This is a genomic window from Fulvivirga imtechensis AK7 (assembly GCF_000331535.1).
Classification (GTDB): domain Bacteria; phylum Bacteroidota; class Bacteroidia; order Cytophagales; family Cyclobacteriaceae; genus Fulvivirga; species Fulvivirga imtechensis.
Window position 1 is genome coordinate 42,907 of record NZ_AMZN01000029.1, and the last position, 21,583, is coordinate 64,489.

The window sequence follows — 21,583 nt, forward strand, 5'->3', positions numbered from 1 at the left end:
ACAAGATGAAAGGTTATATAAAATTAATTGCCTTGTTGTGCTTGCTTATACTGATCTGTTTTGAAGGTATGGCACAGAGGCAGACTTTTACACAATATTATCTGAACTTACCAGCGATTAATGCAGGGTTTACAGGTTTTGAACCTTTCTTGGACATGAAAACTGCTTATCGTCAGCGTTGGAATAATTTTTCTGAAAAGAATAATTCTTTTTATATCAGTGCTTACGGGTCTCTGGGAAGCACTTCGCCTACGGTTTTTAGGAATAATGCGCTAAGAGTAAGCAATCCTTCTACCTATGGTCGGCTGGCCCGGAATAAAAACCTGAAAAGGAAGCATGGCCTTGGCGGAATGGTGATGTCTCAGACAGTAGGCCCTTTTAAATCATTGGAGACATCAGCGAATTATGCTTATCATTTGCCCATAACGGGCCTCACATCCCTTTCATTCGGTACACGGATCAGTTATAATAATTACGAAATTGATTTTTCGGTATTTGATGTAAGAGAGCATCCTGATGTTGTATACGATGAACTTCTCGAGGCCGGGGGAAAACAACAACAGTTTGTTGGAGATTTTGGGATAGTGCTCTACACATCACGATTTTTTTTCGGGCTATCTTCATCCAACCTCGTGGCCAGTAGTTTCGGAAGTGGTAGATTATTAGAGCTTCCATCAGACCTCTCTCTGGAATTTTTAGCGGGCTCGCAGTTTGAGCTGAGTCCTTATGTGGAGCTATATCCAGGCATACGCATGCGACATAGTGAAATATATGGTTTGTCATGGGAGGTAAATGCCCGTCTGAGATACAATAAACTCATTTATTTAGGCGCTGTTTATCAAAATGACGTAAAGGCCTCACTGTTATTTGGTTTGACTTTTGATAGCAGATACAATATTAATTATTCCTATGATTATTATCTTAATGACCTGAGGGAGTTTAGCACCGGCAACCATGAGTTTACCCTGGGTATTGCCATATTTAACAAATACTCAACCGAACCCAGGCTGTGGTAGGTAGCGAAGATAAATTTTTTAATGTAATGAGTAACAGAAGTTTAATTCTTGCCTTTATTTGTTTCGGGATCATATCTAATATACATGCACAGGGGTTGGTTTTTGACGAGCCGGTGAAGCTTGGATCTGCTATTAATTCCTCTGCCGAAGAAATTATGCCTTTGATCTCACCTGATGGTATGCATCTGTATTTTACACGCGCCTTCCATAAAGAGAACATAGGTGGAGAATTTGCAGGAATGGATATCTGGGTGGCTGAAAGAGACGAAAAAGGACAGTGGAAAGAGGCTACTAACAGGTTAAATAGCCTGAATAACAGGGATAATAACGCGGTTATAGGTCTCCGGGCAGATAGTAAGGTAGTATATATGCTCAATTCTTACAGCAATAAGCGAGGCGTGGCATTTTCAAAGAAGCTTAATGGCAAGTGGGGTGCCCCTGAGATCATAGAAGTACCCGGAATAGCTAAAATGGATTTTATTGGATTCTATATGAATCCAACCTATGATGTCCTGCTTATTTCTATGAAAGGTGATAAAAGCTACGGTAATGAAGACCTCTATGTCAGCTTAAAAAACAGCAGAGGACAATGGCAACCTCCTGTCAATCTCGGAGCTACTATCAATACCTCCGGATTTGAAATATCTCCGTATCTTTCCGCAGACGGTAAAAAACTGTATTTCGCCAGCGATGGCCACGGGGGCTATGGCGATGCGGATATTTTTGTGGCCGAACGGTTATACGACAGTTGGACGGTATGGTCGAAACCCAGAAACCTTGGAACTCCCATTAATAGTAGCAAATTTGATGCATATTTTAGTATTGCAAATGATTCTACTGCCGTTTTGGCCAGCAACAGGTCTGATGACTTATCAGACATATATGTGAGCAGGATAGCCGGTCAACAAAAGGATAATCAAAAGGAGCTGACCAAAAGCCTGATCCAGGAGGCAAGGAGCCTGTTGGCGGAAATAAGAGGTGAAGGCAATAAAAAAGAGTATTTTATAGAGTTTGAGTACGAATCGGAAGAAATAAACGAGGAGGAAAAAACAAAACTGTCAAATCTGGTAAAAGATTTGAATTATCAGCAATATGCTAAAATTAATTTGCTGAGCTTTGCAAATGAAAAGGAAAGTGCTGCATTGCATGAAAAAAGGTTACATAAAATAGTGAATTATTTGAAACTTTCTGGAATTAATGAGAGTAAAATCCATGTTAATGAGTCGAACAAGAATATGACACAAGGTGCAGCGACCGCTTTATTTGACGCAAAGTATGGTGTTTTGATTATTGTTTCTAATAACTAAGTATCTGATCCGGTAATGAATATATACTACCTGATAAATTTGATAAAACGGAGATTATGGTTACTCATAATCATTCCCATAATCGGGGCCGCAGCGGCTTTTATGTTGCTTTCAAGCCTGCCCCAGAAATATAGGTCGAGTGCTCAGTTGGCTACTGGTTTCACCACGGATGAAACTGTTAAGCTAAATGATGAGAAGTTTAACGTAGGAAAGACCACTCAGGATTTTAATAACCTGATCGAACAGATGAATTCGGAGCTGGTAGTGACGCTGGTGTCCTATAACCTGATCATCCATGACCTTACCTCTGATATTCCTTTCAGAACAGTGGATTATGCCACTTCTGAACTGAAGAAGCCAACGCCGGAGGAAAAACAGGAAATGGTGAAAGTCTATAAGGAAAAGCTTCAGTCTATGAAGTTGCTGTCATCATTTGATCCTAAGGAGCTCAAGCTGCTGGAGTATCTGAAGGCTTATCGCTACAACTCATTTTCCCTGAAGGAGAAAGGACTTGACATTGGCAGGGTTAAAAACTCCGACTTCATTTCAGTAGAATTTGTCTCTGAGGACCCCGCGTTGTCGGCTTATGTGGTCAATACACTTTGTGGGGAATTTATCCGCTACAACCGTAATTTAAAATCTTCCTTATCAGATGAGTCAGTGAGTCTGCTGGCTAAGCTGGTGCAGGAGAAAAAGGAAGCACTGGATAAACGAACTACAGAACTTAATGAGTTTAAAAGCAGCAACCAGGTGCTTAACCAAAGGCTGGAAAACGACATCAAACTCACTCAGATTGCAGAATATGAAGGAAAGAAAAGTGTGGAAGAGGATAATATCCGTGCATTAAGGCTTTCAATAGCTCAAACCAGGGACAGGATCCGCAGGGCTAATAATAATAAGGGTGGCGCCAATAATACCAAGGTATTGCAATTGAGAGAAAATATTAACAAGCTGAACCAGCTTTATATTGACGGTGGATCCAATGATCCTGAGCTTGAAAAAAGTATTGCGGATCTAAGGAATGAGCTGCAGATCGAGATGACCAGGCTAGGAACTGAGGCCAGTCTTCTTGATGAAGCCAAGCTTCAGGAACAACTGGACAACTATGAGTTGCAGTTGGGTATTGCACAATCCAGTCTGGCAGGCATTAACAGTACGCTTGGACGATTACGCTCTCAAATTGCAGGACACAATACCAAAGAATCCACCTTGGATGGCCTTACCAAAGAAGTGGAGCTGGCTTCCAAGGAGTACAACCAGGCTTTGGATAAGTACAATGAATACAAGAATAGGTCCCTGATCCTGGGTAGTTCGCTAAGGCTTATCAAAGAAGGACAACCCGCATTGGAGCCCGAATCTTCCCATACATTGGTGATCACGGCCCTGGCTGGCGCTAGCAGCTTTGCACTTTGTGTAGTGTTTATAGTGCTTATGGAATTTATTGATTTCAGGATCAAAACCAGTGATAATTTCAGGAAAGTGACTAAACTCAAACTGGCTGGAACAATCAATAAAATCCCGACTAAAAACCTAAAGCTGAACGATATTTTTAATGAATACTCTCAAAATGCGGACCTCATAGTATTTAAACAATTGCTGAGAAAGGTAAGGTTTGAACTTGAATCCACAGGCGGGCACTCCGTGCTTGTAACAAGCACAAAACCGGGAGAGGGGAAAACCTTTTTTATTCTATGCCTGGCATATTCTCTGAGCCTGATCAAAAAGAAGGTGCTGATCATCGATACTAACTTCAAAAACAACGGACTTACTAAGCTGCTTTTGGTAAAGCCGAATTTCCATCGCCTGTTGGAGGAAGGAGATACCAAAAGAAGGACTAACCACCTGCTCAATGCTGCAACAAACGAACCTGTTCAAGAAGGGCAGGAACCTCCCAAGGAACCGGATATGGACCAGGAGTTTAGCAGAAAGATCATATACCCTACGGGGCACAAGAATATCGACATTATAGGTAGCAACCCATCCACAAACTCTCCAATGGAGATATTGGCGGGAAGAGACTTTAAGAAGATGCTTAAAACTTTTGAGCAAAACTACGACTATATACTCATGGAGGGAGCGTCTCTTAATGATTTTCCAGACACAAAAGAATTGGTGGAGTATGCAGATCTTGTACTTCCTATTTTTTCTGCCGAGTCGACAATTAAGCAGGTGGACAAGGAGTCTATCAGCTACCTCAAATCGTTGGACGGCCGCCTGATGGGATCCGTACTTAATAAAGTGGAGAACGAAAACCTGAAAATATAGATAATGATATCAGGCAGAGATATAGTTGTAATAGGTATTCAGCCGTGGGATTATTATGTCGGAAGCAATTGCAAGAATATTGCTGAAGAGTTTGCCAAACATAACCGGGTGTTATACGTCAACGAGCCGCTGAATCGCATTACAAGTATTCGGGACAAACAAGCTGATGAAGTGAAAATGCGCCAGGAGGTGATCAGGGGTCAACGGGAGGGTTTGGTAGAGGTAGGCGACAATATCTGGACGCTATATCCTAAAAAGATGATAGAAAGCATCAACTGGCTGCCGCGATCGCCTTTATACAACTACCTTAACAGAAGAAATAACAGGATATTTTACAAGGAAATAAAAGAGACGATGGACGCATTGTCATTTAAGGATGTAATTCTTTTCAATGACAGTCTTATCTTTTTAGGCTACTATGCTGTGGAGATGCTGTGTCCTGCATTATCCATTTACTACATACGTGACAATTTGGTTTCTCAGGATTATTTTGCCAGGCATGGTGCCGATATGGAGCCGCAGCTTGCAAAAAAATACGATGCTGTTGTTGCTAATTCAGACTATCTGGCCAATTATCTTAAGCCATATAATCAAGAGTCGTATATGGTAGGGCAGGGGTGTGATTTCTCACTTTTCGACCTTTCGGCTATTTCGGAAAGGCCAAACGATATTAAGGATATACCGGGCCCGATTGTGGGCTACCTTGGTTTTCTTACCAGTCTGCGACTGGATATTGGGCTAATGGAGCATTTGGCCACCTCTATGAAGGAAGGAAGCCTTGTGCTTGTAGGCCCGGAAGATGATGATTTTAAGAGTTCACGCCTTCATAATATGGAAAATGTGTACTTTCTCGGTAATAAAAAAGGGCCTGAACTGCCTGCTTATATTGCCGCATTCGATGTTGCTATTAATCCTCAGGAGGTAAATGATCTTACTATTGGAAACTATCCGCGTAAGGTAGACGAGTACCTTGCCATGGGCAAGGCTGTGGTGGCTACTTATACCGAAGCTATGGATTATTTCAAAGACCATGTATATCTGAGCAGGGATAAAGAGGAGTTTGCACAGCACGTACAAAAAGCTTTGCAGGAAGACTCCCCTGAACTGGCGAAAGAAAGGATCCTGTTTGCCAAATCTCATACCTGGGAAAATAATGTAAAGAATATTTACAAGGTGATGAGTACCGCTATGGAGGAGAAGGTAGCCTCAGTGAACAGCCGCTAATATTTAACGAGAATTCAAAGTAAAATACTTTAAAAATAAGATTATCCCTGCCTGTCCGGTACTATTCTAGCGTGAGTTCGATATAGTAGAACCAATTAAATAGTATTCGTATCCAAAAATAACCTAAAATTGCTTTTTAACCCGTATTATGCAATAGACTTCGTGATGAGCGATAAAAATGGCTGTGAGATAAGTGCTCACACAGAATTTTGCAACGGAGGCATAGCATCGCTACGGTGAGTAGCAAAATTTGAGTAATGCCTGTCCGGCGAATGACGGGATGCTTAGATTACAGTCAGTTTTGTCGCGGAATAGACTTCTATTACATAATTCGGGTTTAAGGTCATTCTGCCTTGGCCCGAACGTGCCTCGGGGAGGCACGAAGAATCTTACTAAGTTTAAGTGTACAATTAAGAACTTAGGAAGATCCTTCCTCACGTACCAATGACAAGTTTTCGTTACGTACTGATAATCAATGGTCTATTCAATTTCCAATGCCGTCATCCCGGACGTAACGCAGTGAAGATCCGGGATATCCTCACTACTGGCAGTGTCCGGGCGTCAGCTTCTGCCATGGATCAGGGGGATCCTGAATATTTTCTCCGGTGCACTACTAAAATTTCAGGAGGACGTGGTGGTTTATGATTGCTGTTGCTCCCTTCTTCATCTGTGGTTAATGAGACGCACATATTCTAATCACAATGTTTTAGCCCTTTTTCACGGGGTGAGCTCATGATTTTCATCGCAAGCTTAGAAATTTAGCCATTTATCCACAGCCCTTGCTACGCATAGCGGCTACGCGAAGACGATGCTTGATCTTTTCCCAGAAAGCGTTGGCTTTCAATCTGCTGAAAACTTATTTATTGGTACGAGAGTCCTCCTAAGTTCTTAATTGTACACTTAAACTTAGTAAGATTTTTTATGCTTCCCCGAAGCAAGTTAAGTAAGTTAGAGACAAGGCAGAATGGATCTTAAGCAGAGGGTTTTGAGATTTGTTGTAACAATTCAGGTTTAAATTTTTTTAAATAATACAAAGGATAGTAAAAGGTGATCCTTTTCAGCATATATCCTGATAAACGTCATGAGGGAAGGGATGCCGGCACTGTAGATTTGCGCAAATAATTGATAACAATAACATTAGCAATATGAATGATCTGAAAATTGTAACTGCGGAAGAAGCGGTAGCAAACATACAATCAGGCAACAGGGTGTTTATACAGGGAGCCGCCATGACGCCAAAATTATTAATCGAAAAACTCTGCGACCGGTATAAAGAGCTGGAGGATGTGGAGTTTGTTCATATGCACACCGAAGGGCCGGCTCCATATACTAAGGAACCATATTGTAATTCCTTTAAAGTAAACAGTTGTTTTGTGGGTGGAAATGTGAGGGATGCGGTTAACTGTGGCAATGGCGATTATATTCCCATTTTTTTAAGTGAGATACACTGGCTGTTTAAAAAAGATATTTTGCCGATCAATGTCGCCCTGATCCAGGTTTCCGTGCCTGATGCACATGGTTTCTGTTCGCTGGGCACTTCCATTGACGTTACTCTTTCTGCCATTCAGTCTGCCAGAATAGTGATTGCGCAAATCAATCCGCAAGTGCCGAGAACTCATGGTGACGGTATTATACATATAAAGAATATCGATTATGCTGTGGAGGCAGATCAGCCGATACATAGTGTAGCCTTACCTGAGCCCAATGAAACAGAAATACAGATCGGCAGGCATGTGGCTACTTTAATTGAAGATGGGGCAACTCTTCAAATGGGTATTGGCGCGATTCCTAATGTGGTGCTGGCCAATCTCTCCAATCATAGAAGATTGGGTATTCACACGGAGATGTTCTCAGATGGTATTCTTCCGTTAGTTGAATCGGGTGTTATTACCGGGGAAGAAAAGAAGGTGAAGCCAGGAAAGATCGTAAGTTGTTTTGCTATGGGTTCGGAAAAACTTTACAAATTCATGAATGACAACCCCATCGTGCATATGAAGGAGGCCGCATACACCAATGATACGGCTATCATCAGACAGAACCCTAAGGTGACAGCGATCAATAGCGCTATAGAAATTGATATTACCGGACAGGTATGTGCCGATACAATTGGAAATTACCAATATTCCGGTGTTGGCGGGCAAATGGATTTTATCAGAGGCGCTTCCTTGTCATGGGGAGGAAAACCGATCATAGCTATGCCGTCAGTAACTTCTAAAGGCCAGACAAAAATTGTCCCTTACCTGAAACAAGGGGCAGGGGTAACGACCACAAGAGCACACGTGCATTATATTGCTACAGAATATGGCGTGGTAGACTTGTATGGCAAAAACCTGAAGCAGAGGGCCCAGGCATTGATATCAATAGCCCACCCGGATCATCAGGAGCAGTTGGAGAGAGAGGCATTCGAGCGGTTTAATGTTAAATGCTTATAAGAGTGGTCAGCGCTAAAAATTAGCCAAGTTCACTTTCGTAGATTTATTAGATGCCCATGTTGGTTTCAGCATGTTGCGATTAGGGGCAACTGTAGTATACAAAGGATTTGTTTAGAGAGGCGTGGAGAGATTTTCTCCGCGACCTCTGTTTTTCCGTAGATTTTCAGATTTTCTATATGATTGTCATATCGATGAGACCACCTATAAAGAATGGTTGATCCGGACTGGCTATAATTTTTGAAGAGCCTCTTCCTCTATTTGGCAAAATGCCATCTCTGAATTTGAAGCAGCTTATTCTTATCTTTAATAACAATTCTACCACTTCTCGTTTCAATGATACCTTCGTCCTTAAGGTCGGAGATCACACGGATCACCGATTCTGTGGCCGTACCCACCATGTTGGCCAGGTCATCGCGAGATATGCCTAACTCAAAGCTTTCTGTGCCTTCCGGATTAAATTTTTCGCTAACTGTCAGCAATGCTTCTGCCGTCCGCTGCCTCACCGAGTTGTAAGCCAGATTAAGTAGCTTTTGCTCTTTTTCAGTCACTTTATTGGATAACATCTCTATGAATTTTCTGGAAACATCACGGTTGGTATAGACAAGATCGAAAAACTCATCACGGGGAATGAAGATGATCTCTGAGTCTTCCATAGTCTCCGCACTGTCATCATGCTCTTTATTTTCAAGCAGTGTTTCATATCCAAAAAACTCACCGGCAGTATAAATACCGGTGATCAGCTCTTTTCCGTCTTCATTGGTACGTATACTCTTTACCTTTCCCGATACCAGGAAGTAAACATAATTGGCATATTCTCCTTCACGATATATGTCGTGTTTTTTCTTATACTGTCTCGCCTTTTTGTCAGCATGCAGGTGGTTGAGGTCGTGAACATTCTTAGCATCTTTAATAAATTCATTTAACCCCTCAGCATTGGACAGGTACTCCTTTCTTAGAGCTTCGGCCTTCCTCAACCGTATTTCTATGGCATCCAGTAGTTCAGTATCTTCAAAAGGCTTTGTTAAGTAGTCATCAGCGCCCAGATTCATTCCTTTTCTCATATCTGTGCGTTCGGCCTTAGCGGTGAGGAAGATAAAAGGGATATTTGCGGTAGCCTCTTTTTTTACCAGGATATGCAGCACGCCATAGCCATCCAGTTCCGGCATCATAATATCGCATATGATCAGGTCTGGCAACTCTTCCAGAGCCTTTTGCACACCTTCTTTTCCATTACCTGCTTCTACAGTCTTATATCCGTCAAGCTCTAATATTTCTACAATGTTTTCTCTTATTTCTTTATTGTCTTCAATGACGAGTATCTTTTTCATATAGGTTTAAGTAGGTTTAATCTTCAATTATGTACGCTGTAAAAGCTATTTTGGCAGTACGATCGTAAATGTAGTGCCTTCACCAAATTTACTTTCAAAAGAGATATCACCATTTAGCATATCTACATATTTTTTAACAATATTTAAGCCAAGGCCGGTACCCTGAATGTTCGTGACATTGCTGGCTCTGAAAAACCTTTCAAACATGTGCTTCTGTTCTTCTTCCGGAATACCTATACCCTGGTCGACTACCTGTAGCAACAATTTTTCTTCCATATCCAGGACTTTCACGATCACTTCGCCACCCGGTTCAGAATATTTAATCGCATTGCTCAGCAAGTTGATGAGTATGTTTTTCAGTGTTTTTTTGTCCGAATATAAGTAATATTCCTCTTCCTCAGTATCGATATGAATTTTTTGTCCGTCTTTTACAATGGCATCCATCTCGTCTACCACATCTCGTAGCATATCCATCAACTCGATATCTTCATTGATGAGCTCCACCTTGCCTTCCTCCAATTTAGAGAGAGAAAGAAAGTCATTCAAAATGCCTGTGAGATTATTAATGGAAGATTTGATCTTATGAATGTGCTTTTTTCTTTTATCCTCTGTGTCAGGGGCTGTATATCGCTCTATCAGCGAGGCAGATGACAGTATGGTACTCAAAGGGGTTCTGAATTCATGAGAAGCCATGGATACAAACCTGGATTTCAGTTCATTCAGTTCTCGTTCGCGACTCAGCGCCACTTTGGTTTCTTCTTCAGCCTTTTTCCTGATGGTAATTTGTTCCTCCAGTTCTTTATTGGCTTTTTCCAACTGACTGATCGTTTGGTCTAGCTCGCGGGTGCGCTGTGTTACCCTTTTTTCCAGTTCTGCTGCGTAGACGATCAATTGTTCTTCGCTGCGTTTCAAAGCTTCTTCAATTTTCTTTCGCTCGGTGATGTCTATTACAAAGGCTACGGTATGATCCACCCCATCAATTTGAGCCCTGTTTAGACTAATTTCGACCGGAAAGTCATCACCATTTTTTCTTCGGCCCAGAAGATCCCTTCCTTTGCCCATTTGTCGGGGCGAAGGATGTTCTTCATACTCCTGACGATCTTTAACATGGCTATGACGTAAAGCAGGTGGAACCAATGACTCTATCTGCATGCCGATAAGTTCACCCTGCTCGTAGCCGAACAGGAGATGGCTGGCTTCATTGGCCAGGGCAATAACCCCCTTTTTGCTCACCACCAATATGCCTTCCTCGCAAGCCTCGAATATGGCTTCGTATGTTTCGGTATATTCTTCCTGTCCCAACTTTTTTTATTGATAAAATTAAAAATCTTTTCCTTTTTCAAAAATATGATAAAAATCAGTAACCCCCATGAGAGATTATCATAATGAGAACTTATGGAAGTACCTATTTTAGCATCAAGAATAGGAGATAAATTGAAAATCCATGGCTATGTTTAAGCGTATAATTTTTCCTACGGACTTTTCCGAATCCTCAGCCAAGGCCTTTTCCTACGTTTTGGATGTTGTTCGCTCTCATCAGAGCGAACTCATAATTTTATATACATATCGATTAATTTCCGGTGCAGACGGGCGTTATTATGGCAATAAAATTTCTATAAAAAGAGAGCGTGAGGAGGAGGCTAACAAGCAGTTTGAACAATTGAAGCAATGTTATCCCGAATTATCGGACTTTGAACACCATTTTTTAACGGAGGTTGGCTTTGTCAGCGACAGGATATCCCTTGCAGTTGAACGTTTTAACATTGATCTTGTGGTGCTTTCTGAAAGTATTCAACAACAGTTGAAAGAAAAATGGGAGATGAGTGATGAAAATTTACCGGGGCGGTTCCATTGTCCTGTGCTACTGGTGCCTTCGGAGGTTGTGAATGAGCAGGAAACTGTGAAAGTAGGATAAATATCGAATTAACCACACCGGCATGAACCTTATTATAGATAATGTAAGGAAAGAATTAAAAGAAAATAGCGATGATGATACCAGGCAAAGCGGCTTCAGGTTTTTTAAAGAAGAAGTGAAGTTATATGGTGTAAAGACTGCTGTGGTAACCAAAATAGCCAAGCAACATTTGAAATCTATAAAAGAAAAACCAAAAGCGGAGATACTGGAGTTGTGCGAAGTACTGTGGCAGTCAGGGTATATGGAGGAATCATTCGTGGCGTGCCAGTGGTCGTATGCACTCAGGAAATCATATGAGCCGGTCGATTTTAAAATTTTTGAAAAGTGGGTAAATACGTATGTCTGCAACTGGGCTTCATGTGACACCCTCTGTAACCACACGGTTGGGACATTTGTGGACATGTATCCGAAATATGTGAATGATCTGAAGAAATGGGCAAGATCAGATAACCGGTGGTCTAGAAGGGCCGCGGCTGTAACACTCATCATTCCCGCCAGAAAGGGAAAGTTTCTTCAAGACATCTTCGATATTGCGGATATATTACTGAATGATCAGGATGACCTGGTGCAAAAAGGTTATGGTTGGATGCTTAAAGCTGCCAGCGAAAGCCATCAAAGGGAAGTGTATGATTATGTAATAAAAAACAAAGCTTTCATGCCCAGAACCGCACTTAGGTATGCCATAGAAAAAATGCCGCCAGAGCTGAGGAAGAAGGCAATGGAGAAGCCAATCTGAAATCTGAAACCGTAGCGCAGCAGAGGTTCACGAGGGGTCGAGGAGCATGGTTACGCGTATGAGTAAATCTGAGATCTGAAATCTTAAAACCGTAGCGCGGGTAGCGTAACCAGGGAATCGGTCTTCGATCTTCTCACATCTTACATCTAATCCCTAAAAACCTTTCTGTTCACAATTTTCAACTCCTTTTTTCGCGCCAGCGCCTTTACGGTGCGGATAACCGTTTCCACCCTTAGGCCGGTCATGTCGGCAATTTGCTGGCGTGTGAAGGGTACCTCATATTCCAGTTCAGGGGTATCTTCTTTTTCTTTGAAATAGTCGATCAATGTCATGATCCTGTGCTCGGGGGTATAGCTGGAGATCTCTTTGGCGATCATGGCTTTGAACTGGAGCCGTTTGCTTAGAATTGAGCAGAATTTCAAATGGAGTTCGAAGTTCTCTTTGAGCAGATCAATAAAATTATCTTTAGACAGCTTCCATACTACAGAATCAATTACTGCATCTGCATTGGCAGGGTAGGGGAAATTGCCGAAGAGAGGTGGCTCACCAAAGCTTTCCCCTTCTTTGAACATCCCCTGAATGAACTCCTGCCCATCAGAACTGAAATTGTTCATTTTGATCACTCCTTCCGCTACCTGATAGTAGTTTAATGGCGAACTGCCCTCCAGAAAAAGGATCTCATTTTTCTTTAAGCTAACCTGTCTGGCACCGTATTTCTGCAGCGTAGATGTATCTATTGTCATGAGTCAAAGATAATACCGGAAGGTTAACAAAAATCTGATTTATATCAGGGTTTTACCTGAAGCAAGTCATGAATAAAACAGGGCTTAACCACTACTTTAGCAGAAAAATTGGAATGAGGGTATGACCACGCAAGAGTTAATCAAAAAGTACAATGTGCCTGCACCAAGGTATACCAGCTACCCCACAGTACCCATGTGGGAAGAGGAAAAGATTGGTACCGATGCCTGGATGCGGATCGTAAAGAAAACCTTTGTTGAGAGTAACCGTGAAAAAGGTATTAGTCTGTACATACACCTGCCGTTCTGTGAAAGCTTGTGCACTTATTGTGGCTGCAATACCAGGATCACAAAAAATCATAAAGTAGAGACCGGGTATATCGAAGCTCTTCACGCAGAGTGGCAAATGTATGTGGATAGTTGGGAAGACAAGCCTGTGATCAGGGAATTGCATCTTGGTGGTGGTACACCTACTTTTTTTAGCCCTGAGAACCTGCAGTTGTTATTACAGGGCATATTAGAAAAGGCCAAGGTACATTCTGATCATGAATTTAGTTTTGAAGGGCATCCTAATAATACTACGGAAGCACACTTGCAGACATTGTACGACCTGGGGTTCAGCAGAGTGAGTTTTGGTATTCAGGACCTGGACCTGAAAGTGCAGCAGGCTATCAACAGGATCCAGCCTTATGAAAATGTAAAGACCGCTACGGAAGCGGCAAGACGGGTGGGTTATACTTCTGTCAACTTTGATCTGATCTATGGCCTGCCATTTCAAACCCCCGAAAGTGTTTCGAATACCATCGACCAGGTAGGACAACTGATGCCGGAAAGGATAGCATTCTACAGCTATGCTCATGTGCCGTGGATCAAGCCTGCTCAGAGGGGGTATTCTGAGGCTGATCTTCCCAGCGATGAAAACAAAAGAAAGCTGTACGAGTTGGGCAAAGAAAAATTTGTGAGAATGGGATATAAAGATATTGGAATGGATCATTTTGCACTTCCTCATGATGTGCTATATCAGGCTGCTGAAAATGATACCCTTCACAGAAATTTCATGGGTTATACTACCTGTAATACTGATCTGTTACTGGGCTTGGGCACCTCATCGATCAGCGATGCGAAATATGGCTATATGCAAAATTTAAAGGTGGTAGAGAAGTATAAACAGGCGGTTTTGGAAGGACAGCCAGCCATTTTGAAAGGTCATATAATGACAGCGGAAGATCTTTTGCTCAAAAAGCATATCCTGGAATTGTTGTGTACCGGCCAGTGCTTTTTAGGAGAGGAAATTATCAGGATAATAGGCGGAGAAGCTATAGTTCAACTCCATACCATGAGAAAGGAGGGCTTGCTGACCCTTAATAAAAGTCTGTTAAAAGTGACTGATATGGGCAAAGCATTTATAAGAAATATCGCAATGGTATTTGATATGCGATTAAAACGCGCCAAAGCCGCATCGGAACCCGTATTTAGTAAAGCTATTTGATCTCTATGCAGGTATTACGTGTCACCAAGGAGTTTGATTTTGAAATGGCGCATGCACTTCACGGGTATGATGGTAAATGTGCCAATATTCATGGGCATACATACTATCTGTCTGTGACAGTCATTGGCAAGCCAGGAGCAAAGGAGGGCGATCCCAAATTAGGAATGGTGGTGGATTTTTCAGTATTGAAAATGATAGTGAAGGAGCAGGTTGTCGATCAATTTGATCACGCTTTGGTGTTAAAGGACACAGACCCGCTGGTGGCCGGTATCCATGGTTTTAGTCACGTGATAAAGACCAGCTATCAACCTACGTGCGAAAACCTTCTGATCGATTTTGTCAGTCGCATAGAAGAAAAAATAAAAGCCCCCCTCAGGCTATATTCCGTTTGCCTGAGGGAAACCAATACCAGCTATGCTTCCTGGTTTGCAGACGACAATTTGTGAATATGATCTTGTATATTCTGCACTTCGGTTTTGGCACTTTCCAAATGCTCTACAGTTAAATTGTCTGAGAAACACTGTTTTGAGGCAAGGGGCAGATCGAGGTAGTATGAAATACCTGCCAAAAGATTTTCGCAGAAATTGGTATAACTCCTGAGGGTTTTATTGTCTGGAGAGTAGGTTTTATCCACCTGCTCGCGAATATAGTTTACATAAAGCCTCAGTTCTTTCACAAACATATGTGGTCGTTCGGTATTTTCCAGGAGATCGGCCCTGTCATAAATGTGATCGGTCATCTCCTGAAGTGTGGTCAATTTTGAAAAGTAGGCAATGTTGGGTCCCGGACAAATGGTTACTGACTCCAGTTTTTTGACAAAGGGTATTTTGTACTGGTGAGTAACAGAATTACTGAGTCCGATACACAAACACTCTTTGCTAAGCACTTCATCAAGTTGATCCTGGAGCTGTTCCTTTGGAAGGTCAAGGGTTTGCAATTGTTCGATTTTCATCTTTTGATACCTCCTGGAAGCAGTGCAGATGGGCTCATTGGTAAATTCTGTGTTTGATACCAGGTATTTTTCCGTACATGGACTTCCGGGAAATCCTCTTTTTATCCTCTCCCTTTTTTCAAGATCGGAAGACGTCCCTTTCAGATAGTTGAACCGTACTCCCAGAGGTGAGTTGGTGCTGAGTACTACATCTTTTTCCCCGGCTTCGGTCAGGCGTGTCAGAGTTGCTTCATCAACCGTAGTAGCTTCAGGGCATAGCAGGAATGGAGTTCCCCAGCCGGTACTGTCAATGTTATAATATTCTCGAAGGAAAACATCCTCCTGGTGTGTGCCGATCCCCCCTTGTACGGTGAATTTTATCGGGTGTGGCCGTTCATAAGTGGGTTTTCCAAGGGCTTCCATCGCAGGATTGTAGATTTCAAATAAACTGTTAATAAGTTCTTCTCTTCTATTTTTAAATTCATCCAGAATAGGTCCCATCAGCAGTCCTTCTGTGGCAAAAGCATGACCTCCGCAGTTGAGCCCCGATTCCACCCTGAACTCACTCACCCAAATTCCTTTCTTAGCCAGATATTTACCCTGTATCAAAGCAGACCGGAAGTCGCTGACTTTGATGATGATCTTTTTATCAAACTGGCCCCAGCCTTTGGGATCAAACGCTTCAAATTTTTCGAGGTAGTTGAAAAGTCTGGGGTTCATGCCGGCAGAAAAGATGACCGCTGAATCTTTTAGCTCGCTTTCGGCATAACCTTTTAAAGCAGTTAATGCGTCCGATCCGTCTTCAATCAGCTCTCCGCTTTTGCTGTAGTTGTTTTTGTCCAGCTTTGTCATAATATTCACCTCTATAGCGCCCGGTTTCATTTCTTCTTTTAGGAAATGTTCGAGCGTGTGTTTTTCCCGCTCACTCATTGAGCGCATCATCTCCCGGTATATAGCCTTCAGGTTACTATCTTCAGGTAGCATGTCGAAGTACTTTACTATTTCCGAACCAGCTTCAAATGCTGAAGACTTGAGTTTTTCAAATTGATTTTTGACAATCCTGCTGAGCAGGTTTAGATAATCTGTGATCCTTTTGGCCCTGTAATCTTCCTCGTCCGGTGTAATGGGGCTATATGGTTCATCGTATTGCTGATAGTAGTATTTACGCATCGTTTCTACCAGGTTATCTTCGATGATGGATACTGCTGATGTAATACCGAAACGCGCTACTTTAATAGGTGAATCAATGGTGAATGCTAACCCCATAACAGGGATATGAAAGTGGTGAATGGCTGTCTGCATATTCTAAATATTAGTTCCCCACAAAGGTGGCAATCAGAAGGCTTTAATAATATGATCTGGATCATGTGGAAGTCGGGAGACCGAAGACCGAAGTGGTAATGATGATGAGTAGTGAGTAATTAATTAGTGTTTGTTAGAAAACTCTAAGTGGCTTTTAAGAAATGAAGTCCCAAAAAGCGGAGTCCCATACTGTTGTCGGGATGAGCATTTTTGGGACAAGTATAACGCAGACATTGGCGTTTTCTTAAAGACACTAATTAGTCTTGAGTACTGAGGAACGAAGCCTGCTTTACTAAGCCTGTAAGGACTAGTAAAGCTTTCCTGACAATGAACCTTAAGCGAACCTCCGCCATTCACACAGACCATCGGTAACTGCAATAGCAAAAATACCTAACAAATAACTAATGAACCAGAAACATTAAACATGTCAATCATCAAGCAGAAGTAGTCAGGCAACTCTCTATTAACAATTAACGATTAACCGATAACAATTAACGATTAACCAAACATCAAACAACCACTTCCGACTCCGGTCTCCCGACTCCCGACTTCGATCTTCCGACTTCCGACTTCCGTCTTCGGTCATCTCACCCACACTTGCTGTAACCGCACTGGCTGCACTGGAGGCAAGATTCCTGGTACACCATAGATGCTTGTTTACATTGAGGGCAAGCGTTATTCGTAGGCACGGTACCATCGGGGATGAACTGAAGCAGGGCGCGTTTCACACCATTTCTCCAGGTGTTCAGCGTCTGTCCATCCAGGAATAGGTCCTCGACCATTTCCACTACATATTTTATCGGCATACCGTGGCGCAGTACACCACTGATCAGCTTCGCGTAGTTCCAATACTCCTTGTTAAAGGTTCGCGACAGCCCTTCGATAGTCACTTTATAGCCATCTTTATCCTGGTACTGAAAATCGTAGCGGTTTTTGCCATTCTGTCCTTTGCTTTTGATCACTTTTCCCTTCTTTACCTTTGATAATATGGAGAAAGAATCCTCGGCTCGTCCGGTAAAGATCTCGTAGGGTTTGTTGTGATACAGACCAACCACAGCTACCCAATTTTCTTCATTATTTTTAAACTGAAGCACAGCGGCTTCCAGCTCGGCAGGACGTTTTGGCGGATTGGTCTCTACGAAATCGTGTTTCTCCTTTTTTTGTTCGCTTACCAATATACCGGCCCTGCTGCCCTCGCGATATACTGTGATGCCTTTACAACCCTGCCGCCAGGCTTCCAGGTAGATTTCTGAGATCATATCTTGCGGTGTTTCCTCCGGTAGATTCACTGTAATACTAATGGAATGATCCACCCACTTTTGGAGTACACTTTGTAGTGTTACCTTGTCAGACCAATCAATTTGCTCGCTGCTGGCGCCTGCATAGGGAGATTTCTCCACCAGTTGCTTCAGGTCATTTGCTTTTAGTGTTTCTATTTCGTCAGGCTGAAATCCCTGTGCCTCCAGCCATCTTTTGAATCCATGATGAAAAATAGCAAATTCTTCGTAATAGTCGCCATTATCATCTACAAAGTAGGGTTTATCATTGTCTGGCTTAGCATTTACCTTCTTTCTTCGGGAGTAGTACAGTCTGAACACAGGCTCTATGCCTGATGTTGTTTGTGCCAGCAAGCTCGTGGATCCGGTTGGTGCTATGGTTAGCATAGAAATATTTCTTCTGCCTTGCACTCTCATTTCCTCCACTAATTCCGGATCTATTGCTTCTATCCGGCTGAGAAATGGTTGATCCGTCTCTTTTTCCGCATCATAAATAGGAAATGCACCCCTCTCTTTTGCCAGGTTTACGGAGCTCCTGTAAGCCTCTGTCACCAGCGTGCTTTGCACTTTCTCCGCCATAATAATAGATGCCGAAGAGCCGTATTTAATGCCCAGGTTGGCCAGCATATCTCCAAGTCCGGTGATGCCTAACCCGGTTCTCCTTCCTTTTTCACACTTTTCTTTGATTTTCAGCCACAGGGTTCGCTCTACTTGCTTATAGCTTTCCGGTTCGGGGTCGCTGTCTATTTTCCCTATGATCTTGTCTATTTTTTCCAGCTCCAGGTCTACCAGGTCATCCATCAGTCTCAAAGCGATCCGCACGTGCTGCTTGAAGAGGTCAAAATCAAAATGAGCGTTTTGTTGAAAGGGCTCCTTTACATAACCAGTCAGGTTGATAGCCATGAGTCTGCAACTGTCGTACGGGCATAGGGGTATTTCACCACAGGGATTGGTGGAAACTGTGCCAAAGCCTTCGTCTGCATACCGGTCGGGCAATGATTCACGAATGATGGTATCCCAGAAGATCACCCCTGGTTCGGCCGATTTCCAGGCGCCTTCTGTTATCTCCTGCCAGATGTCCATGGCTCTTATTGATCTTTTTACTGTAGGAGACGGACTATTGACGGGGAATTGCTGCTGGTATTCCGCATCCTCTTCAACGGCTTGCATAAATTCGTCATCCAGCTTCAGGGAAATATTGGCACCTGTTACGGCTGTTGTGTCTCCCTTGGCTTTGGCAAATGAGATAGCTTCGGGGTGTTTTGCTGCCAGCGTTAGCATGAGTGCACCTCTTCGACCACCCTGAGCCACCTCCCGGGTGGAGTTGGAAAACCGGTGCATGAAGGGCACAATGCCCGTGGCCGTAAGCGCAGAGTTGTTGACGGTACTACCTTCGGGCCGGATGTGCGACAAGTCAAGGCCTACACCCCCGCGTCTTTTCATCAGTTGTACCAGCTCTTCATCCAGATTAAGCACAGCACCATAGGAGTCAGCGTCTTGTTCTACACCCACAACGAAGCAGTTGGACAGCGATACGTGCTGAAAATTGTTACCGATGCCCGACATAGGGCTTCCCTGTGGGATGATATACTTAAAATTTCTCAACAGTTCGTATATCTCGTCTTCAAGCAGAGGCAGGGGGTATTTTGCTTCTATCCGTGCGAACTCACGGGCCAGCCTCCGATGCATATCGTCAGGCGATCTTTCATAATAATGTCCCTTGCTGTCCTTTAGCGCATACTTACTCATCCACACTTCGGCAGCAAGCGTGTCGCCCTGGAAATAGGCAATGCTTTGCTTTCGAACTTCTTCTTCTGCATACTTCTTTAAGGTTTCTGTGGGTTCCGGTAGTTTAGCGATCATGAGATTGAGTAGTTAATGTTTACATAGGATTCAAAATGGCCTCCATCTCAATTATTTTTGGAAAGAGGATGTTATTTTCCAACAGTGTCAGCTCATGCCAACGGGTTTTCAGTTCTTTCAATTTGCGATATGTGGTTTCGAAAACCGGACTGTCTTCTGCCGGAAGAGCAGCCTGGCGCATCAATTTCAGGAGCAGGTCGAATCGGAGCTTTTCCGCCTTATGCTCATAGTACATCTTGTGAATGGAAGGACACACCGAATACAGGGTAGACTTTCGTTTAGTACGGTGCTTCTTCAATTCGGTCGTGTACCTTCTTACATAAGGCAGAATGGTAATCGCCTCTTTGCCAAAATGGGCTTCCAGCTTCCAGGCACAAAAGGAAAAAAGGTTTTGCATTTCATATACCTGTGGGTATTCATGTCCGTATATCTCTACCAGATGCCCGAAACTGGTTTTGGCTTCAGAGATCAGTTGAAGAATGGCTATATGGTGACCCTTGATCACATAGTTAGCTAACAGATCGGCCGGCCATAAATAATAGTCTACCTTCATACAGTGGCAAAAAATATTGAAGGTGAGATATAGAATGACGGGTGAGTATGTTGGTGCATGATCAGTTGTTTATATTGCAATTGAATTATTAAAAACTATCTTCCAGGGCAATGGCCTTAGGAAACAGGATATTGTTCTCCAGGTGAACATGCTGATGCAGGTCGTCTTCGAAAGCTTGCAACTTTTCAAACAGCAGACGGTATGAAGCACATGCATCTTCCGGTATGGTATACTGTTCCGACAGTCTTCGAATGTCATCAAATCCCTGGCCTGCTTCCGAATGTTCATCTTCCATCATCATGATGGGGTTGCGTATTGAACCAAAAGGAAAATGCACTTTTCCTTTGGAAACCATAGTGCGAATAGCGGGGAAAAGTACCTGCTCCTCTTTTTCCATATGCTCCAGCAGGTCTTCTGTGATCTCGCTGACAATTCCGGCAATTTCAATCAACTCAGGATGAAACTCCCCGTGTACCTGGGCTACCTTATCAGCCAAATTCTCGAGGTCCTGCGCGTTATCTCTGACATATTTATGATGATTATTGACGATATATTCTGTCAGGAAGTCTAATGACCATTCGTTGGCCCGCATGTTGAACTGTGGAATTTCCTCTGCCTTGTCAATTTCCTGCAGGATCTCATCTGACCTGACGCCAGCTTCGGCACATGCCTCGTCTAAAGGACGGGCGCCTTTACAGCAGAAATCTATATTGTATTTTTTAAAAACAGTGGCAGCTTTAGGATTGTCTACCAACACATCGGCAACAGTTTTTATCTGAGCTGTTTTAGTAATGCCCACCCTCCAGGCATCCGGCCCCTCCTGAAGGTAATTCCATTCGAATTGCTCCGGCCGCTCTGCTTTAAACTGGTAGTATAAAGGCAAAGGGTCATGGTCGTTGACGATAGTCAGTTGCTCTCCGGTTTCCAGTTCATCAAAACGCTGAAATATGGTTGGGTGCTTCAGTTTCGGCTCTATGATGCGCACATCAAGCAAATGTTCAGTTCTCATATCTTGTCATTTGTTTGATGTGAAATTAGTGACTATGTCCCGGGCATTTTATGACCCAGATCATGTTGAGGAAAAAAGTAGAAACTTCCACAGTTCACAGTTCACCGTTTTCAGTTCGCAGTTCAGTTTCTGAAAACATCAAACATCAAACAGGAAACAGGAAAGACATGGATAAACCATTAATTAGCCGTTGACC

At 42.9% G+C, this 21,583-nt stretch carries 16 protein-coding genes; 9 read left to right on the plus strand and 7 right to left on the minus strand.

The window, feature by feature from the left end; genetic code table 11:
* The first annotated feature begins 5 nt into the window (after positions 1-5).
* The 5 genes from C900_RS08920 (at position 6) to C900_RS08940 (ending at position 8,244) form a co-directional block, all read left to right on the plus strand.
* Positions 6-1,016, plus strand: coding sequence for a PorP/SprF family type IX secretion system membrane protein (locus C900_RS08920; RefSeq protein ID WP_009579431.1), 1,011 nt, complete (start codon positions 6-8; stop codon positions 1,014-1,016).
* A gap of 26 nt (positions 1,017-1,042) precedes the next feature.
* The gene (locus tag C900_RS28280; protein ID WP_157493960.1) at positions 1,043-2,323 is read left to right on the plus strand and encodes a PD40 domain-containing protein; all 1,281 of its coding nucleotides are present in this window, start codon (positions 1,043-1,045) and stop codon (positions 2,321-2,323) included.
* Between the two features lie 15 nt (positions 2,324-2,338).
* On the plus strand, positions 2,339-4,588 hold the full coding sequence (locus C900_RS08930) for an exopolysaccharide transport family protein (RefSeq protein ID WP_009579433.1): 2,250 nt from the start codon (positions 2,339-2,341) through the stop codon (positions 4,586-4,588).
* A gap of 3 nt (positions 4,589-4,591) precedes the next feature.
* Positions 4,592-5,812, plus strand: coding sequence for a glycosyltransferase (locus C900_RS08935; protein WP_009579434.1), 1,221 nt, complete (start codon positions 4,592-4,594; stop codon positions 5,810-5,812).
* A gap of 1,145 nt (positions 5,813-6,957) precedes the next feature.
* Positions 6,958-8,244, plus strand: a complete 1,287-nt coding sequence (locus C900_RS08940; protein WP_009579436.1) for an acetyl-CoA hydrolase/transferase family protein — start codon at positions 6,958-6,960, stop codon at positions 8,242-8,244.
* Positions 8,245-8,498: 254 nt separating this feature from the next.
* Here the strand turns inward: C900_RS08940 and C900_RS08945 are convergent, their stop codons facing one another.
* Positions 8,499-9,572 carry a response regulator gene (locus tag C900_RS08945; RefSeq protein ID WP_009579437.1) on the minus strand — a complete coding sequence of 358 codons (1,074 nt, stop codon included), beginning with the start codon at positions 9,570-9,572 and terminating at the stop codon, positions 8,499-8,501.
* A 45-nt stretch (positions 9,573-9,617) separates the two neighbouring features.
* Entirely contained in the window at positions 9,618-10,874 is a 1,257-nt protein-coding gene (locus tag C900_RS08950) for a PAS domain-containing sensor histidine kinase (RefSeq protein ID WP_009579438.1), read from the minus strand.
* A gap of 148 nt (positions 10,875-11,022) precedes the next feature.
* Between C900_RS08950 and C900_RS08955 the strand changes: the two genes are divergently transcribed.
* The gene (locus C900_RS08955; protein ID WP_040496243.1) at positions 11,023-11,487 is read left to right on the plus strand and encodes a universal stress protein; all 465 of its coding nucleotides are present in this window, start codon (positions 11,023-11,025) and stop codon (positions 11,485-11,487) included.
* 22 nt (positions 11,488-11,509) lie between these two features.
* Entirely contained in the window at positions 11,510-12,223 is a 714-nt protein-coding gene (locus C900_RS08960; RefSeq protein WP_009579440.1) for a DNA alkylation repair protein, read from the plus strand.
* A 146-nt stretch (positions 12,224-12,369) separates the two neighbouring features.
* Here the strand turns inward: C900_RS08960 and C900_RS08965 are convergent, their stop codons facing one another.
* The gene (locus C900_RS08965; RefSeq protein WP_009579441.1) at positions 12,370-12,966 is read right to left on the minus strand and encodes a Crp/Fnr family transcriptional regulator; all 597 of its coding nucleotides are present in this window, start codon (positions 12,964-12,966) and stop codon (positions 12,370-12,372) included.
* A 121-nt stretch (positions 12,967-13,087) separates the two neighbouring features.
* On the opposite strand from C900_RS08965, the gene hemN reads away from it, so the two are divergent.
* Together hemN and C900_RS08975 are read left to right on the plus strand one after the other, a co-directional pair.
* A complete protein-coding gene (gene hemN / locus C900_RS08970) occupies positions 13,088-14,452 on the plus strand; it encodes an oxygen-independent coproporphyrinogen III oxidase (RefSeq protein WP_009579442.1) in 1,365 nt (454 codons plus the stop codon).
* A 5-nt stretch (positions 14,453-14,457) separates the two neighbouring features.
* Positions 14,458-14,898, plus strand: coding sequence for a 6-pyruvoyl trahydropterin synthase family protein (locus C900_RS08975; RefSeq protein ID WP_009579443.1), 441 nt, complete (start codon positions 14,458-14,460; stop codon positions 14,896-14,898).
* Here the strand turns inward: C900_RS08975 and C900_RS08980 are convergent.
* The 4 genes from C900_RS08980 to ric all read right to left on the minus strand — a co-directional run bounded on the left by C900_RS08980 (position 14,865) and on the right by ric (position 21,387).
* Positions 14,865-16,685: a hypothetical protein gene (locus C900_RS08980; RefSeq protein WP_009579444.1), complete on the minus strand. Its 1,821-nt coding sequence runs from the start codon at positions 16,683-16,685 to the stop codon at positions 14,865-14,867. The two genes, C900_RS08975 and C900_RS08980, sit on opposite strands and share 34 nt — an antisense overlap.
* A 587-nt stretch (positions 16,686-17,272) precedes the next feature.
* Positions 17,273-19,825: an adenosylcobalamin-dependent ribonucleoside-diphosphate reductase gene (locus tag C900_RS08985; protein ID WP_009579445.1), complete on the minus strand. Its 2,553-nt coding sequence runs from the start codon at positions 19,823-19,825 to the stop codon at positions 17,273-17,275.
* 19 nt (positions 19,826-19,844) lie between these two features.
* Complete coding sequence (locus C900_RS08990) at positions 19,845-20,378, minus strand: hemerythrin domain-containing protein (protein WP_009579446.1); 534 nt, start codon at positions 20,376-20,378, stop codon at positions 19,845-19,847.
* Positions 20,379-20,466: 88 nt separating this feature from the next.
* Positions 20,467-21,387, minus strand: coding sequence for an iron-sulfur cluster repair di-iron protein (gene ric / locus C900_RS08995; RefSeq protein ID WP_009579447.1), 921 nt, complete (start codon positions 21,385-21,387; stop codon positions 20,467-20,469).
* Positions 21,388-21,583: the final 196 nt, after the last annotated feature.